The sequence below is a fragment of the Lentibacillus saliphilus genome (assembly GCF_019093865.1).
Classification (GTDB): Bacteria; Bacillota; Bacilli; order Bacillales; family Amphibacillaceae; genus Lentibacillus_B; species Lentibacillus_B saliphilus.
The window spans coordinates 146,906-162,750 of record NZ_JABJXD010000005.1 but is presented as its reverse complement, the minus strand read 5'-3'; the positions used below and the strand labels follow the sequence as shown (position 1 = coordinate 162,750).

Below are 15,845 nucleotides of genomic sequence, written 5' to 3'. Positions count from 1 at the left end.
CAATGAGGATGCATGATCAAGGCATACCTACGCCTTTACATTAAACATTTTACTAATTCTCTTATTGAACAAAGTGGAAGTCTACAGGAGAGATTATCATGAGAAATCGAGTTAAGGAGTATCGGGCACGTTATAACTATTCACAAGAAAAACTTGCTAAACGAATCGGAGTAACGCGACAGACAATTGGTTTTATCGAAAAGAATAAGATGCTCCCATCTGTTTTACTTGCCTTAAAATGTGCCAAAGTGTTTGATTGCAAAGTAGAGGATTTATTTATATTGGAAGAGAAGATTGGTGATGATTCATGAACAAATTCAAGCTCTATCATCCACTCATAATGGCATGCTTCTATTTTTCCTTATTACTATTTTTTTGGTATATCGATCTCGTTATGAGGAATCCCAATCTAGCAATTGTTAAGTTATTCGGATTTGATGTCGATCTCTTTATGGGGATCATCATAATTGGCTTCGTTGGTTACTCTGCATTCCTCATCATATATTCTTATTTTTTTCAAAAAAACACCAAAGGAAAGCTAGCTGCATTTTCATTAAAACCACCAGAAATTAATGAAGAAGACGAAGGCACGAAATTTATATACGCTACAGCTACGAAGAACATCTATATATATTACACCACAGTCATTCCATCACTAATCTTAGTTGCATTTGTTTTACACATGATCTCCTTTGAATTGAAGACTAATATGCTCGTATATGTACTTCTGTTTATTTTAGTCATTCACTATCTCATATATTATGTTTCCATCGCCAAGCTTATAAAAAAATAAAGAACATCATCGACGATTTTGTTGTATGATTAATGTATAAAAGGTTCATGCTATCCATGAAGGATGCATCATAGGAAGCAACGTTTTCCTATTTGCATATAAATAGCCTCCTGAAGTTCGTCATACGAACTTCAGAAGGCCCCCCATTACACACACTCAGCTTTTACACTGACACCCCATCTGTGCCATTCCCAATTACCAGAAAAAGATCCTCCCTGATAAACGAGACACCAGATTGTTAGACCAGCAAAAATTGTAAATGCAAGCGTTAAAAGTACGGCTAGTAACACGATAAACCAGCCATCAAATTGCACCTTGCGCGCCTTAACACTATCCTGCCATGTAGCTAATGCGAGTACAAAAAATAGTGAGAAACGATTAACTAATGCCACTACATTTCACCCCCCTCCCATTGAAGATTTTTTGTTCAATATAGCTTTTATTATCATCATCCCATCACCCAGTGGCGGGATAATGTTAATAACATGAAACACATAGACATAACCAGTGAACATGAGAAATCTTTGATGGATGAATTGTGCCAGCAAAATGAGAGCAAGTCCGATGATCGGTAATATGATGATTGGTATGATAGCAACTCTAACAATCTCCCTTGGCGTTAACTCGAATTTCGGATAAATGGATATTCTAGTCAACGTGAATTCTATTTCTACGTGACCGTCTCTCCTGGCATTTCTTAAAAATCGTATATGCAAATACTCATGAATGACAAAGGAAATAAAGAGACCGCCAAATAAAATAACATGAAATTGGATAATGTAGCTGATCATAGCCCAGTTTGTCGCCACCAATAACGGGAGCAGCGTAAACAAAACAAGCATTATAATCACTGTTTTATAATGACCTATAAAGATACCCAAAACCTTCATAAAAGTGAGTTGCTTAACTGGATATGTGTGCTTCATGAAGATTTAGTTCGTGTTTTTTTCAAATTAAGCAACACAAAATAAAGCACAGATAATACGACGACAGTTATCACAATTGGAACGCCGTTCGCCACACCAAACTCCAGCTCTAATGTATCTTCAGGTGTAGGGGTACTTTTAAAAAAAATACTGCCAAAATAGGATGTTCTATATCCTTCCTCTCCACTACTAAAGAGCATCACCATAAAGCTCGATGTCAAAATAATTAATGTCGTTATCGTTGCTGCAACCAAGCTGTTGAGATACTTAACCAAATTTTTCATTTCTAACGCCCCTTTTCAAATGTGTTAATCCTTGAATGCTAAAATGGATAATTACAAAATAAAACAAGATCATAATTGCTACATTCCACAACAGGTTTAAATTCAAGAACGTAAGTGATATTCCAATAATAAAAATGGGAATTGTGACCACTGCTACACTTGTAACAACTGAAAATGGATTATCATGATACGGCGGAAATAAAATGCCCGCCATTACAAATATAAGTGCACCAAACGTTACAACAATATATGGAATAATAAATTGAAGATAGGACTCGATTACAAAAAAGCCCAGTATCAATAAAGGTATAGAGATGAGATAGATTATGAATAATTGTGAAGCAAGCAAGTAAAGATAATCCTTCCAAGCCTTGTAATTAAACCGATACATGATATGCCGCAAATTTTGCGATTGCGTAAAGCTATAAATGCTATTAAAAGCAATCATGATAATCGTATACAATATGTAATCACTTAGATCAAAGACCATTAAAATGATTGCCGCCAAATATACAAACACGACTGTGTTTAACGTATTAATGTTACGGATCGCACTGATAACATAGGCTTTAATGATAGAAATCGTCTTGAATCCCCCTAATAGCCGAACATGTTTCGTGCTAGCCATGTAGGACTGATCTGGGATCATGATAATTAAAGCGATTAAACCGATCACACTGCTAAGATATACGAGCGTCGTAAACATCAAACCATGATCTTGATGAAATTGCTGTAAAAATAACAGAATGCTCTTCGTTTCATTCGTCTCTTGAAGTAAATCATTTGCCAACCCTGTTACTAATAACTGAGATTCATTGAAAAACACCGCAAAAACAAAAACTAAAACCGAAAGATTAATGATATGAAACAACTTAGGAATTCGGAAAGACACACAAGCAAATGACACAAGCTTAGATATAACCTGTAACATCAAGTAACTTAATGTGCTTACATATAATAAATTAACAATTAAAACATCAATAAATGCAAATTGGTGGACTAAAATCATAGATAGTACGACAGAGAAGGAAATTAGAAAAATAACGATGAAGGAAATTAAAGTTTCATAAATAAAGACGGAGAAATTACGTTCTTTACTACTGATCGGAAAATTAGTCGTCATTCTTAAAAAACCATCTACCTTAGAAAAAACAAGTTTAAGAAAGATTGTCACAACGATTGTCCAGAGTACAATCGTGCTTGAATACGTATTTAATAAAAACAAAACAACTTCTTGTGTTTGCAATGTTTCAGAGAAAAAGACAAACACTGAAAAAGAAATAAAGGTGAGCAAAACGACAAATGAAATCAACATCAGCACTCGGATTATAGGGTTTTTCAATACTCCAAAGCTCAATATTTTACGAACAAAAAACACACTATACAAATGAACTAAATGTTTAATAGAATGTATTCTCATTTATACGGCCACCTATATCTCAAAATTTTTATAATGAGGACATAATTTCGCTTCTTAAATCTTCGTGGTCGATGATCTCTCTAAAAATGGCTAACAAGCTTGATGATCCCCGAACATCATCCATGTCTTTTTCTGTATGTATCCTTCCACCATACAAAACCACCACTTTGTTGCATATCTCTTCCAACAAATGCAAGTCGTGGGAGCACATGATGACCGTCTTTCCTTGCTTTGAAAAATTTAATAATAATAGTTTTGTAATCTCACGTGATTCCACATCAATGCCATTCAACGTCTCATCGATAATTAATACCTCAGGTGCTATTAACATTGCTGCAATGAGTTGTATTTTTTTCTTCATGCCATTTGAGTATTCTTCAATTAAAATATCTAGTGCAGCTTCAAACGCGTAATATTGAGTCAAGCTATCAAGGTATGTCTGATCGATTGCGCTTTCATACATATTATGCATGAGCTTGATATATTCTCGACCTGTGAGAAACTCTGGTAATATATCATCACTAGGTAAATATAAAATTTGATTTTTTACTTTAAAATCACTATTATCTATGCCATTAAATTTAATAGACCCCTCTTGCTTTTCAAGCAGATCACAGATGAGCTTAATTAAGGTTGTTTTGCCGCAACCATTCGGACCTACTAAAGCCAAAAAGTCCCCTTGTTCAACGTTCATATTTAAATTGTTTAATACGGGTGTATTTCCGCCATATGAAAAGGAAATATTTTTAATTTCGAGCATTGTAATACTCCTCGTATAGTATATTTAGGCCTTGATTTTAAGCCTATTGATTCAAAGTGATTTTTCAACATACATTCAGCTATAACGCTGTTACCTTTCACTGCAGGCGGACGCTTTCCGCGGGCACGGCTTGAGCCTCAAGTCAACACGATGTTGGTCATGAAGGCGTGGCGATTTGAACTTTTATATCTAAATTTAGTTTGGTTTGGTATGCGAGTATTGTGGATGGATCAACATTGTTGGGGTATGTCATTTGGACTTTTATCGATGTGGATCTGAAGCTTTTCATATGTTGATGATATATAGACATCTATCTCAAAGAGTGATTTTTCCTATCATAACGTCTTGCTAGATAATCGTAATTGGTAAATGACCACTCTAAATTAATAATTCTATTTTGATAGTTTAGTTAATTGTAGCAACTTTATGACGTTTCATCAATGAGCAATATGTATTGTTTTATCGTCAACTCAAAAAGGACTTTTTTATCACGATAGCGCTTTTTAGGTATTCTGATCTATCAAAATATTTAAACTAGATATCTCAGCAAAGCCCTTGAGTCTGTGTGATGGCAATAAAAAAGCGCTGTTTCCAGATAGAACTGGATACCAACGCTTTAGTTCGATTGATCATTGAGGGGATGTGTATTCACTAGACTGACTAAATGAATATGACGTTAGTCGCTCTTGTTTTGACTAGCATAAAAGACGTTCGCACAACATCCCTTCTTTCAATTAAATACTTTCTACTCGGTCATTTTCGCCGAAGCAGCCGCGTCTGTTCCGGCAGCGTGGCCTGTGACAAAGGCGGATGTAATATTGTAACCGCCCGTATAGCCGTGAATATCTAAAATCTCCCCACAGAAATAGAGACCATCCATTTTTTTCGATGCCAGTGCTTTCGGATGGATTTCTTTAAGCGACACGCCGCCACCCGTGATAAATGCTTTTTCAATCGACAACGTCCCATCAATTTTAATCGGAAACGCCTTCAGCATTTGAGCAAAGGCGCGAACCTTATCCTTTGGCAGCTGATGATAGGTTGTTTTCACATCAAGGTCGATATGCTCGAGGAGAAACAGCAAATACCGCTCCGGGGCAAAGCTTTTCCAAGCATTACGGATGGCCTTGTCGGGTTGTTTTTTAGCCGTAGCCATTAAGCGATCAAAGACATTGTTTTCACCATCGTCTGGAAGCACGTCAAGCGTGACCGTAATATAATCGGCGTTATATTTTTTCAATGCTTTTACGACGTATTGGCTAAGTCGTAAGGCCGCTGGTCCAGACACGCCAAAATGAGTAAAAAGCATATCCCAGCGATGCGTTTTAATCGCCTTTTTCTTTGGCGTGAAAGCCGTCAAGGCGACGTCACTCAGCGACAAGCCTTGGAGCGTTTTTTGTTTAATAAACGGCTCACTTGATGTCAGTGGCACTTCTGTCGGGTACAGCTCGGTAATCGTATGGCCAGCTTTTTTTGCCCAAGCATAGCCATCACCCGTAGACCCGGTGTTTGGTACCGATTTTCCGCCAACGGCAACGATTACACTTTTTGCATGGACTGTTTCACCGGATTTGAGACGGATGCCTTGGACGCGTTCATCGTCATAAAGGACCTCTGCCACCGGTGCATTCACCTTGATCTCAACGTTCAAGCGCTTGATTTTGTTTAACAAGGCACCGACAACGGACTTGGCACTGTCTGTCACAGGGAACATCCGGCCATGATCCTCTTCCTTCAAAGGAATACCGAGCCCTTCAAAAAATGCAATAATATCCTCATTGTTAAAACTCGATAACGCACTATATAAAAACTTCCCATTTCCGGGTAGGTGCTTAATTAATTCATCAAGTGGCATGCGGTTCGTTACATTGCAGCGTCCGCCACCTGATATTGCCAGCTTCCGGCCTAGTTTTTCACCTTTATCTACTAATAGAACCGAGGCGCCGCCTTCAGCTGCTGCAACAGATGCCATTAAGCCGGCAGGACCTCCGCCAATGATAATCACGTCATAGTTCATCGTTTTCCCTCATTTATCTTGATGTTGGTATATTACATGTCGGCTAGGATATCACCTTGCCTGACCCTGTTCTTATATTCATGGTTGTGAGGAAGGATGTCAAGAGGTGGATGCGTTATGTCTTGTTTTCGTAGTGAAATCTGTTCAAAATGAGCGTTATGTATGGTCTTTTCTTTGCGTATTTGTCTGGGCATCAAGCAGCCGCTTTAGCACGTTATGAATATTATTTAAGCTCAACAAAATAAAGCCAAGCATAATAAAGGTGACAACTTCTTGCGTTATGACAGAAATTACAGCTAAAATCGCTACATAAAACACATAAAGTATATTTTTCAATTAATATTCCCCCTTTATTTCACCCTTCTTCCAATATACCATATTTTTCCATAAAAATAACTCGTTCCTTTTAAAAGAAACGAGCTGATTGATTGAGTGGGATTTTGTTATTGTTTCTTTGCAAATACCGCCATTGCTTCGCTCATAAATTGAGCAAGACCTGTGCCATATTGATCGATGTTTTCCGTAAACCGTTCGTCTGCCACGTAAAGCTGTCCGAGCCCAGCAAACGCCTCAGGCGAGTAGTTTCCAAAATTGGCGTTTAAAAAGGTATACCATTCGCCGATCGTTGCTTGCACATCTTCTGAGTCAGGTGCTTCGTCGCGTAATTCGGCAAGTTTTTTAAATAAAGCATCCCATTGTGTGGACAATTCGTCTTGCTCCTTTTCGTTCAAACGGCCGAGTTTGTCTTTAGAGGCATCAACGGATTGATCACCCCAGCGCGCTCTGGCCTCTTGTTCATAAGGATCTTTGTCAAAATGAAACCCTTTAAACTGCTCGTGCTTTGTCAATTGAATCTCTCCTTTCGTCGATTGGATCGTGCGCTCGATCGTATCAATCATGCTGTCTAAATGTCGCCGCTTCTCAACGAGCATGTTTCTCTGGAGACGGAGTGCTTCCTCCCGATCAAATGACGGATTATCTAGCATCGTCTTGATTTCCTTCAACGGAAAGCCGAGCTCCTTGAAAAATAAAATGTGCTGCAAGCGTTCAAGATTGGCATCGGAATACAGCCGATACCCGGCATCTGACACCTCATCAGGGACGAGTAAACCGATCTCGTCATAATGATGCAGCGTGCGTACACTCACACGAGCAAGCTCTGACACGTCCTTGACCTTCATTGTCATCGACACGACCTCCTTCACTTATTACTTTAATGCCTGACGTAACGTGAGAGTCAACTTATTTTTATAAAAAAAGATACCGAGCTGTTTGAGAGCTTGGTATCCGTTTAAACTGAATTTTCCTCTATTAATAAGATAATCACTCATTTTCGATTCCAATAAGCATTTTCTCTTTTATGCTTTATACCATCAACCCAGACAATTGCATCATCTTCATCTACCTGAAACACTAATATGACTTGATACAAGCCTAACCTAATCCAGTAATCCTTCAAAGGACCAGTTGTTATTTGCTTAGCAGTTAAAGTTGGCATAAAAGATAGTCTAGAGAATGATTCGAGATAAATACGCTTTTTGACTTCTGGAGGATAAGCAAGAATGTGACTTAATTCATTTAATGCTGTTTTCGACCAATACACCTTATAAGTCTTGTCCACGCTCATATTCCTCTAATTGAGAATTGAGATATTCAAACCCTCGTTCTTTATCATATATTTCTCCATTTTCTCGCTCTAGCTGACTTTTCCTTACTTGCTGTATAAGTTCTTGATCAACAGAAAACGATTCTACATCTAATTGATTGATCGCTTCCCTTTCTCGTTTCACTTTTAAATAACCAATAAAATCAAATACCTCAGCTGTGTCGTCTTCATGCATGTGGTCGATCAATCGTTTCAATTCTTCCCGATCAACACTCACTCAACACACCACCTTATACTGTCGTTTTCTTATTATACCATATTGGCATCTTACACTATTCATGTATTCTCTAAACAACGCCACTTTCCAAAATCGCAAACGTCATTTTCTCACAATCGATCTCTGCCCGCGCACCGTATGGCAGCACGATTTTCGGTTCGGTATGGCCAAAATTCAGATTGTATAAGATCGGCACATGTTCTAGACCATACTCCTTCATAACGGTTTTGATCGCTGTTTTATACGCATCATAAAATGCTTCATTTTGAGGCTTGCCAACAATGATGCCATTGGCTTTTTGTAAAATGCCTTGCGCTGCATAATTTCTGAACCAATAAACCATTGACGTTGGATCAGGCATTTCTTCAGACGTTTCAAAGAATAATATGCTGTCCTCCCAATAGGACGGTTCTGGCCAGATCGCGGTTCCTTTAGCAAATTCCAGCACTGATATACAGCCGCCGATTAAACGACCGCTGACCGTACCTGACCCTTGAAGCAGCTCATAACCCTTATTTGGCTGCATGTTACGTCTTGTATGTTTGTTAAAGATATCCCATTCTAAACGCTCACTCGTCCATTCTTTAGCTGGATCAATTTGTCCGATCGCCTCGTTCGAGAATAACGTCCGTTTAATATGCTCAACGGTGTACGAATCCATCTCAATATTTTCGGCAAAATCTGTCATGATGGCCGGACCGTAAAAGGATGACACGCCCGCTTTAAGACAAAACAAATGTGCAATCGTCACATCAGAATAACCCATGACTATTTTTGGGTTGTCACGAATGACGTCAAAGTCGATATAGGGCAACAGGCGAATACTGTCACTTCCGCCGATATTTGCAATGATCGCCTTTATGCTGTCATCCTGGAACGCCTGCATTAAATCGTCTGCGCGCGCCTCTGGATGGTCGTATACATATTGTTCACCTTTCAAACTGTTCGGCATGGCAACAACGTTTAAACCGAATACATCTCGCAAACGTTCAGCGCCTTGCTCGTAACGCCAACGCAATCCCTCTTCCCCAGCACCGCCCCATGACGGACTAACTGTCGCCACCGTATCACCAGGCATAAGTCTATTTGGTTTGATCAACATGGACATCATTCCTTTTTGTTGTTTTGATGAATTGCTATTATGTGGGAAAAATCATGATCGTTCGCCTTTATGTATCTTGCAAATAAAGATATGGCAGTTCAAAGCTTAAGAAGGAAGTATCCAATCGGTTCAAATTCCTTTTTGATTTTAGGCTTGAGGACTGCACCTGGGCGCGGGCGTCAGGCGGGATATGCGGCTGCACGGACGGGTATGCGGCGCTTTTTCGATATATGCGTGCTGAACGGGATATATGCGGCGCATCTGGCATTTATGCGTAGGGAGCGCGATATATGCGGCTCACAACGGATATATGCGCCGGGGCGCTCTTCCTTTTTGGCTCTCGTGCTGGGCGCTGCGCCAGGCGGGATATGCGGCTATTTTGCAGTTTATGCGGCTGCATGGCCCGGGATGCGGCGCTTTTTCGATATATGCGTGCTGAACGGGATATATGCGGCGCATATCGCATTTATGCGTAGGGAGCGCGATATATGCGGCTCACAACGGATATATGCGCCGGGGCGCTCTTCCTTTTTGGCTCTCGTGCTGGGCGCTGCGCCAGGCGGGATATGCGGCTATTTTGCAGTTTATGCGGCTGCATGGCCCGGTATGCGGCGCTTTTTCGATATATGCGTGCTGATCGGGATATATGCGGCGCATCTGGCATTTATGCGTGGGGCGCGCGATATATGCGGCTGACAACGGATATATGCGCCGGGGCGCTCTTCCTCTTTGGCTCTCGTGCTGGGCGCTGCGCCAGGCGGGATATGCGGCTGCATGGCCCGGGATGCGGCGCTTTTTCGATATATGCGTGCTGATCGGGATATATGCGGCTCATTTTGCATTTATGCGTGGGGAGCGCGATATATGCGGCTCACAATGGATATATGCGCCGGGGCGCGGACATCATGCGTGATATGCGCCTGCCAGCCTGTGCGCTACAGTCATTGATCTTTCACGTCAACCAATCTAAACCGTTCGCAGACGAGCAGCATGTCCTCGGAAAAGGTGCGACCGATTTTTTCTAGTTCTTCTGTGAAAAAGCGTTCGTGTGTGGTCCACCAATATGTATGTGTACGGTCACCTTCTCCTTCTGCAGCTGCAAATGCCTCTGAGACCTCGTTCATTGGCATGACTGTGACGTCCGTCGTCTCGATAATGGCAACTGGCTCGTCCACGCTGTTTAAAATAATGCTGTAATCGCCGACAGCCGGCAGGGCTTCCCCTTCGATTTCATATAGAACATGTGCTGAACATGTTGCTGTTTTAATGCCGTCGATGACGAGCTGTGCTAAATAATCGGCGTCATCTCCGAATTGCCACGCTTCAACGTGGGTCGGTGGTTGCTCACTTTTCCAAAATGTCTTCCAGTAGCTCTGTGCCGCATCATTCATGTTCGTCTTCCTTCCTCTTTGACATATATGTTCCCCCCAATTATTGCTCAATCGTTTCAATGTCTTTTAACGTTATTTGTGTATCGGGTGTAAACGATGCGCTAAATCTTAGTGGCCCCATGCCATCATCCTTGTATTCCTGACCGAACGTGTTGCCATTGATCGTTACCGATTCATAGTTATACCCTTCTGTGTTCAGCGTCTCTTGGATCATCTGAGCATCCCTTAAAACCGCTGCTTCATCATGATCAGTCGCATCCAAATGAATATGCATGCCCATTGGCTTCGTGAATTGTAAATCTTTATCCCATTCTACGTCATCACCGAAATCACCCTTTTGAATCTCAATGCGCACACTAATCGTTTTGACCGACGGAACAGATGCCCACAACACCTCTAGTAGCTCAGTTTCGGCAAAATAACTCATTTTTTTCATTAAAGATTCGTCCAGACTGTCATTATAAATGCCATCAAACCGCACTTCAGGCTTCCAAAACCCTCTAACGCTCATATCATACGTATTCGGTTGGTCATATTCCTCTACTTCACCAAGCTCCGTCACATCAAAGTTATATGAACCATCTTTAAAATTGTAAAAGCCATCATTAATAGAAAAATTTGCGTCTGGATAAGCATCCTCCAAATGCTGGTCGAGAACGCGTTTTGCGTACAGCTTACTAATGGGATTTCCGTTAAACGCATTATAAAAGAACAATACACCGCCAAAAAGAATCGCTGCCAAGATGATCAAGATCATTTTTTTCAGTTTCATTCAATTCCCCTCCTCCGCTTTAATTTTGACAATGAGTAAGCTGATCGTACTTCCAATTAACGCAAACAGATAGTGAAAGCCAGCGATGATTACGCTTCCCCATGCAGACGATAGGAAAAATCCGACAAACGACATGTTTATGACACTCAGATCGATCTCCCCTGCGATATAATCGCTCACACTGACGCCAAACGACCAGATAAATATTGGAATAAACGACATGTAAAACACGATTTTCATATCTTTATAAAACACATAGGTGAGGAATCCTAATAACGTATACCACAAGATAAATTCAAAGCTACCATTCAATAAAGAGGTTTTGATGGCAAGGAAAAACGATAAAGCCACAAAAATAAGCTGATATAATGCAAGCTTGCGGTTTGTTTTTTGGATCATTTTAGCATAATCAACTGTTGAATCCTGCTCTTCTTGATCTATTAAAGGGGTCTCGGCCTGTGTTAACTGATCTCTAAGCTCGGTATCCTCCTTGAGCTGTTCGTCAACCCACGCCTTCGTACTGTCTTGCAGAAGATCCTCTGTGTATAGCGGCAGCAAATCCTCGACGATTGAACGCACATATTTATCCATCATAATCCTCCATTTCTTTTTGCAATTTTAATTTCGCACGGTGAAATGTAACTCTTGTATACGTCTCCGTCTGATTCACGAGCTGTCCAATTTCCTTAAACGATAACGCGCCGTATACGCGAAGAATGACTATTTCCCGGGCCATGTCATCTAGCGTGTTAATCTGTTGAAGGACAAGGCTCTGTTTTTCCTTTAGCAACAAGGACTCTTCTGGTGACACTTCGAAGCGCTCTTCTTTCGTGAGCAGCCGCTTGAGCCGGCGCTGATATGTTTGAGAGCGAATATGCTTTTTCAAACGGTTCTTAGCTATAGCGAACAGCCATGTTTCTAGAGTTGACCCATTGTTAAACGTGCCCATCCCTTTGACCGCCTCGTAAAACACCTCCTGCGTCAAATCCTCGGCCAATTGCCGATTCGAGGTCTTCGCAAGGAAAAAAGCATATATACGTGGTTGTATGTTTTCATATACCGACTCGAGTTTCATATGCCTCTCCTTTTTGCTGTAATCATCATCTCTAGGCTGGTGTTTAAGGGTGGGTGCTGAATCATTCATCCTCAATGACTGGTCTGTTTTTCATCGGATCATGTCTTTGTTTCATTTATTAGTACCATGAAGTGTCGTTTCGTTACACAATAAATTGGAAAAAATTATGAAGGCCACACATTCATACATTAAATAGATTCAATCTCTTTAAATATACCATGTTTATTAGCCCGTCTGGCGTTCTTGAAGTACGTATGCCGAAGATCGCAAAGGGCGATAAGAGGGAAATTGATATGAGTTTTGAGTAACGCCCACCTTATAAAAGACGTGTTCGCAGATTTGTGAACGCGTCTTTGATATTGCCAAAATGCTGTACAAGCATTCTAGTAAACACGCATTTTGTGCAATGATTTTAATAGGTCAATCGCAATCATTAGCAAAAAAATAGTCGTACAAGCCGGTGCTGCTGAATATACTTTAACAGGAATTATGTCAGGAGGCCGGTTTAAATGAGTTTATATTTTGGTTATATCCTACTGGGACTATCACTGTCTGCACCAGTAGGGCCGATTAATGCCGCACAATTGGACAAGGGCATTCATCACGGATTTCTCCACGCTTGGATTGTCGGCGTCGGTGCCATGGTGGGCGATTTATTGTTCATGGGGCTCATATATTTCGGTGTCTATCAATTTCTCACGACGCCACTCATGAAAACATTTCTTTGGCTATTCGGCTGTTTTATTTTAACGTATACGGGTGTTGAAACGATCGTCGGGGCTAAGGAGAAGTTGCGCAATCAGGCTGAAGTTGATACATCGTCCATAAAAAAGGCGTTTAGATCAGGGTTTTTAATTGCCATCTCTAATCCGCTTAACATCATTTTTTGGCTCGGCATATATGGCGCGGTACTTGCCAAAACGAGTGGGATGTACAGTCATCAGCAGCTGCTTTTATATAGTAGTGGCATTATTATTGGCATTCTCGTTTGGGATCTATTTATGGCGGGCGTTGCAAGCTCATTCAGGCGTTTCTTTTCTACACGTGTTTTATATGGGATAACAGTCGGCGCAGGCTTGATGCTGATCGGCTTTGGTATGTATTTTTGCTATGAAGGCGTGCAAATGCTGATGAGTCGTTGATGTAAGACTTATTTCGTTCATGGCACATACATTTGGCGTTCGCGACGTTCATTTCGAGGAGCGCTAACGTTTTTCCCACAATTCACAAGCGCATTTTGATATTATGCCTCTGTTTAAACTCGGGCATGCACCCATTTACCTCCTCTTTAATATGCTGTCATATGAGGAGGTTAGCCGAATGGAATTACTTTATGACAAATCGGGCTTGGAGGCAGAGCTCGACGCCCTTCCAGACTGGCAGCAGGCAGCCTACCATGCGTTTGAATCAATGCTCGCTGATACAAACACGTATCCATGTGTTCCGGCTCGTCTAGGGTTTCTGGAAAATCAGCTGCGGTTTAGCTTTATAGAAGATCCCAGCCCACTAGAAGCGGCCGATGATCTGGCGCACGCATTAAAGGCGTACGGTGATGTCTCTCGTGAGTGTGGTTCTTATACATCATTGGTTGCCTTTATTCACACCCCCGACGCGTTCCAGCAACAGCATGATATTGAGGACTATCGGTCATTATTTTGGTCGATTCTTAGTCAAACGTCTGCATTGGATGAATCTGATTGGCCGGCTCACATTCCGCTAGATCCTGAGCATCACGAGTGGGAATTTTCCTTTGCAGGAGAGCCTTACTTCGCCTTTTGTGCGACACCGGCTCATATCGACCGCCAGAGCCGTCATTTCCCTTGCTTACTCATTGCTTTTCAGCCGCGATGGGTATTCGATGAGCTCAATGGATCGACTGAGTTTGGTCGCAAAATGAAAAACATCATTCGGAAACGGCTCGTCGATTACGATGGCATGCCTGGTCATCCTGATTTAAAATGGTACGGTCAAGCGGATAACTATGAATGGAAGCAGTATTTTATTAGTGACGATGACTCGAGTCCGTCTCGCTGTCCTTTTCACCCGCAGCAGCAACCCCCGATTAAAAAATAACAGCTGATGGAGGAACGCCAAAAGTTCCTTCATCAGCTGTCCGATTTTCGATACCGAAGCCAAGTTGCTATGGCTATGATTACAAGAAATCCGCCACTAATGATTAAGCCGATTCTGCTTACGCCTTCTGTGATGGTGCCTGATACAGCTGCGCCTATAATGAGGAGACCTGTTGCTATTTGTACCCACTCAAGACGCGACGGGGTCATTAACTTACTGAATGTCACTAAAATGAACGCCCAATTAAAAATGAGCATCAGACCAGCCGCTGTTGTGACGTATTCAAAGATTTTATCAGGGAGTAAAAGCGCAATTACGACCGACACAATGACAGCTGCTGATGTAAACAAAAAAGCTGGTATCGGCACCTTCCAGTTCCCTTTTTTCGCAAGAACAGGCGGTGCATCATGATCCTCCGCAAGAGATGTTAGCATCGTTAAAGTGGCATACATAGACGCCACCATCGTTGAGAAACCAGCGACAATCATAACGCCGTTTAAAAGATCATCAACGAGCGGGATTTGATACGCATTGAGCGCCGTTATAAAGGGGCTTTCATCGGCGGTCACATTTTGCCATGAGACGAGCGCAAGCACTGCTGCAATGGATGCGACATACATACCGGTTAACACGATCAGCATGACCCGGCCCGCTTTTGGTGCCGATTGTTTATCCTTGAGATCAACAACGAGAAAGCCCATCACCTCTATGCCGCCGAATGCATAAAACGCATAGAGCAAGCCATGCCAAATCCCTGACACACCTTCTGAGAAAAAAGGGCGATTATGTTCGACCAGCTCAGTTCCACCACCATTGCCTGTCATCGCTTTAACAATAATGACGACAGCGACAATGATAAACATGAGAAGGGCTGCAGCTTTCACAGCACCAAAAATGTTCTGGAATTTCTCAAACCCTTGCATACCCGTAAGAATAACGGCTAGTCCCAGACCCGCATAGATTGCAACCAATATCCATAATGATATGGTCGGAAACCAAAACTGCGTAAATAACCCTAAAGCCATTAGCTGACTTCCAGTAATCAACATCTCGGATAACGCATATATCCAGCCATTACTAAAGCCAGCCCATTTTCCGAACGCCTTTTTCGCATAGGAGCGGAATGAGCCTGCGTCCGCATCTTCAACCGACATCTTCGCCAGCTTGCTGTAAACGATATATGTGCCAATCGCAGCTAAAATAAAGGGGATTAATACAGCCGGTCCGCTTTTTTGAATGGCGATACCTGACCCGAGAAAAAAGCCGGTCCCAATTGTACAGCCAATTCCTAGAAGCGATAGCTGCCACCATTTCAGCTGCCCCTCGTCTTTTTCCTCACCCACAGAACC

At 41.7% G+C, this 15,845-nt stretch carries 20 protein-coding genes; 4 read left to right on the top strand and 16 right to left on the bottom strand.

Going from position 1 to position 15,845, the window contains the following annotated elements; translation table 11 throughout:
- Positions 1 to 98 precede the first annotated feature (98 nt).
- Positions 99 to 311 carry a helix-turn-helix transcriptional regulator gene (locus HPC67_RS10455; protein ID WP_217587603.1) on the top strand — a complete coding sequence of 71 codons (213 nt, stop codon included), beginning with the start codon at positions 99 to 101 and terminating at the stop codon, positions 309 to 311.
- On the top strand, positions 308 to 793 hold the full coding sequence (locus tag HPC67_RS10450) for a hypothetical protein (RefSeq protein WP_217587602.1): 486 nt from the start codon (positions 308 to 310) through the stop codon (positions 791 to 793). Before HPC67_RS10455 ends, HPC67_RS10450 begins: the two co-directional genes overlap by 4 nt.
- A 146-nt stretch (positions 794 to 939) precedes the next feature.
- On the opposite strand, the gene HPC67_RS10445 is transcribed toward HPC67_RS10450, so the two are convergent.
- The 15 genes from HPC67_RS10445 to HPC67_RS10375 form a co-directional block, all read right to left on the bottom strand.
- Positions 940 to 1,185 (bottom strand): hypothetical protein, encoded by a 246-nt coding sequence (locus tag HPC67_RS10445; protein ID WP_217587601.1) that lies wholly within the window; start codon positions 1,183 to 1,185, stop codon positions 940 to 942.
- Positions 1,186 to 1,191: 6 nt separating this feature from the next.
- Complete coding sequence (locus tag HPC67_RS16000) at positions 1,192 to 1,584, bottom strand: metalloprotease family protein (RefSeq protein ID WP_425514315.1); 393 nt, start codon at positions 1,582 to 1,584, stop codon at positions 1,192 to 1,194.
- Positions 1,585 to 1,715: 131 nt separating this feature from the next.
- Entirely contained in the window at positions 1,716 to 2,003 is a 288-nt protein-coding gene (locus HPC67_RS10435; protein ID WP_217587599.1) for a hypothetical protein, read from the bottom strand.
- Positions 1,987 to 3,423, bottom strand: coding sequence for a hypothetical protein (locus HPC67_RS10430; protein ID WP_217587598.1), 1,437 nt, complete (start codon positions 3,421 to 3,423; stop codon positions 1,987 to 1,989). The genes HPC67_RS10435 and HPC67_RS10430 overlap by 17 nt, the downstream gene beginning before the upstream one ends.
- A gap of 28 nt (positions 3,424 to 3,451) precedes the next feature.
- Complete coding sequence (locus HPC67_RS10425) at positions 3,452 to 4,183, bottom strand: ABC transporter ATP-binding protein (RefSeq protein WP_217587597.1); 732 nt, start codon at positions 4,181 to 4,183, stop codon at positions 3,452 to 3,454.
- A 745-nt stretch (positions 4,184 to 4,928) separates the two neighbouring features.
- Positions 4,929 to 6,200, bottom strand: coding sequence for a BaiN/RdsA family NAD(P)/FAD-dependent oxidoreductase (locus HPC67_RS10420; protein WP_217587596.1), 1,272 nt, complete (start codon positions 6,198 to 6,200; stop codon positions 4,929 to 4,931).
- A 156-nt stretch (positions 6,201 to 6,356) separates the two neighbouring features.
- A complete protein-coding gene (locus tag HPC67_RS10415; RefSeq protein WP_217587595.1) occupies positions 6,357 to 6,536 on the bottom strand; it encodes a hypothetical protein in 180 nt (59 codons plus the stop codon).
- Between the two features lie 107 nt (positions 6,537 to 6,643).
- Complete coding sequence (locus HPC67_RS10410) at positions 6,644 to 7,387, bottom strand: MerR family transcriptional regulator (RefSeq protein WP_217587594.1); 744 nt, start codon at positions 7,385 to 7,387, stop codon at positions 6,644 to 6,646.
- 140 nt (positions 7,388 to 7,527) lie between these two features.
- Positions 7,528 to 7,821 carry a type II toxin-antitoxin system RelE/ParE family toxin gene (locus HPC67_RS10405; RefSeq protein WP_217587593.1) on the bottom strand — a complete coding sequence of 98 codons (294 nt, stop codon included), beginning with the start codon at positions 7,819 to 7,821 and terminating at the stop codon, positions 7,528 to 7,530.
- A complete protein-coding gene (locus HPC67_RS10400) occupies positions 7,805 to 8,083 on the bottom strand; it encodes a hypothetical protein (protein WP_217587592.1) in 279 nt (92 codons plus the stop codon). The genes HPC67_RS10405 and HPC67_RS10400 overlap by 17 nt, the downstream gene beginning before the upstream one ends.
- A 70-nt stretch (positions 8,084 to 8,153) precedes the next feature.
- Positions 8,154 to 9,185, bottom strand: coding sequence for a S66 family peptidase (locus HPC67_RS10395; protein WP_217587591.1), 1,032 nt, complete (start codon positions 9,183 to 9,185; stop codon positions 8,154 to 8,156).
- A gap of 941 nt (positions 9,186 to 10,126) precedes the next feature.
- Complete coding sequence (locus HPC67_RS10390) at positions 10,127 to 10,576, bottom strand: ASCH domain-containing protein (protein WP_217587590.1); 450 nt, start codon at positions 10,574 to 10,576, stop codon at positions 10,127 to 10,129.
- A gap of 40 nt (positions 10,577 to 10,616) precedes the next feature.
- Entirely contained in the window at positions 10,617 to 11,348 is a 732-nt protein-coding gene (locus tag HPC67_RS10385) for a YfjL-like protein (RefSeq protein ID WP_217587589.1), read from the bottom strand.
- On the bottom strand, positions 11,349 to 11,939 hold the full coding sequence (locus HPC67_RS10380) for a hypothetical protein (RefSeq protein ID WP_246569961.1): 591 nt from the start codon (positions 11,937 to 11,939) through the stop codon (positions 11,349 to 11,351).
- Positions 11,932 to 12,423, bottom strand: coding sequence for an RNA polymerase sigma factor (locus tag HPC67_RS10375; RefSeq protein ID WP_217587587.1), 492 nt, complete (start codon positions 12,421 to 12,423; stop codon positions 11,932 to 11,934). Before HPC67_RS10375 ends, HPC67_RS10380 begins: the two co-directional genes overlap by 8 nt.
- Positions 12,424 to 12,932: 509 nt before the next feature.
- On the opposite strand from HPC67_RS10375, the gene HPC67_RS10370 reads away from it, so the two are divergent.
- Positions 12,933 to 13,565, top strand: coding sequence for a LysE family translocator (locus HPC67_RS10370; protein ID WP_217587586.1), 633 nt, complete (start codon positions 12,933 to 12,935; stop codon positions 13,563 to 13,565).
- Positions 13,566 to 13,743: 178 nt separating this feature from the next.
- Complete coding sequence (locus tag HPC67_RS10365; RefSeq protein WP_217587585.1) at positions 13,744 to 14,496, top strand: YqcI/YcgG family protein; 753 nt, start codon at positions 13,744 to 13,746, stop codon at positions 14,494 to 14,496.
- A 32-nt stretch (positions 14,497 to 14,528) separates the two neighbouring features.
- Here the strand turns inward: HPC67_RS10365 and HPC67_RS10360 are convergent, their stop codons facing one another.
- Positions 14,529 to 15,839 carry an amino acid permease gene (locus HPC67_RS10360; RefSeq protein ID WP_217587584.1) on the bottom strand — a complete coding sequence of 437 codons (1,311 nt, stop codon included), beginning with the start codon at positions 15,837 to 15,839 and terminating at the stop codon, positions 14,529 to 14,531.
- Between the last annotated feature and the right edge of the window lie 6 nt (positions 15,840 to 15,845).

Coding starts and splice junctions, on each gene's coding strand:
- HPC67_RS10455 (WP_217587603.1), top strand. CDS start 99: ATGAGAAATCGAGTTAAGGAGTATCGGGCACGTTATAACTATTCACAA.
- HPC67_RS10450 (WP_217587602.1), top strand. CDS start 308: ATGAACAAATTCAAGCTCTATCATCCACTCATAATGGCATGCTTCTAT.
- HPC67_RS16000 (WP_425514315.1), bottom strand. CDS start 1,584: ATGATCAGCTACATTATCCAATTTCATGTTATTTTATTTGGCGGTCTC.
- HPC67_RS10435 (WP_217587599.1), bottom strand. CDS start 2,003: ATGAAAAATTTGGTTAAGTATCTCAACAGCTTGGTTGCAGCAACGATA.
- HPC67_RS10430 (WP_217587598.1), bottom strand. CDS start 3,423: ATGAGAATACATTCTATTAAACATTTAGTTCATTTGTATAGTGTGTTT.
- HPC67_RS10425 (WP_217587597.1), bottom strand. CDS start 4,183: ATGCTCGAAATTAAAAATATTTCCTTTTCATATGGCGGAAATACACCC.
- HPC67_RS10420 (WP_217587596.1), bottom strand. CDS start 6,200: ATGAACTATGACGTGATTATCATTGGCGGAGGTCCTGCCGGCTTAATG.
- HPC67_RS10410 (WP_217587594.1), bottom strand. CDS start 7,387: ATGACAATGAAGGTCAAGGACGTGTCAGAGCTTGCTCGTGTGAGTGTA.
- HPC67_RS10395 (WP_217587591.1), bottom strand. CDS start 9,185: ATGTTGATCAAACCAAATAGACTTATGCCTGGTGATACGGTGGCGACA.
- HPC67_RS10390 (WP_217587590.1), bottom strand. CDS start 10,576: ATGAATGATGCGGCACAGAGCTACTGGAAGACATTTTGGAAAAGTGAG.
- HPC67_RS10385 (WP_217587589.1), bottom strand. CDS start 11,348: ATGAAACTGAAAAAAATGATCTTGATCATCTTGGCAGCGATTCTTTTT.
- HPC67_RS10380 (WP_246569961.1), bottom strand. CDS start 11,939: ATGGATAAATATGTGCGTTCAATCGTCGAGGATTTGCTGCCGCTATAC.
- HPC67_RS10375 (WP_217587587.1), bottom strand. CDS start 12,423: ATGAAACTCGAGTCGGTATATGAAAACATACAACCACGTATATATGCT.
- HPC67_RS10370 (WP_217587586.1), top strand. CDS start 12,933: ATGAGTTTATATTTTGGTTATATCCTACTGGGACTATCACTGTCTGCA.
- HPC67_RS10365 (WP_217587585.1), top strand. CDS start 13,744: ATGGAATTACTTTATGACAAATCGGGCTTGGAGGCAGAGCTCGACGCC.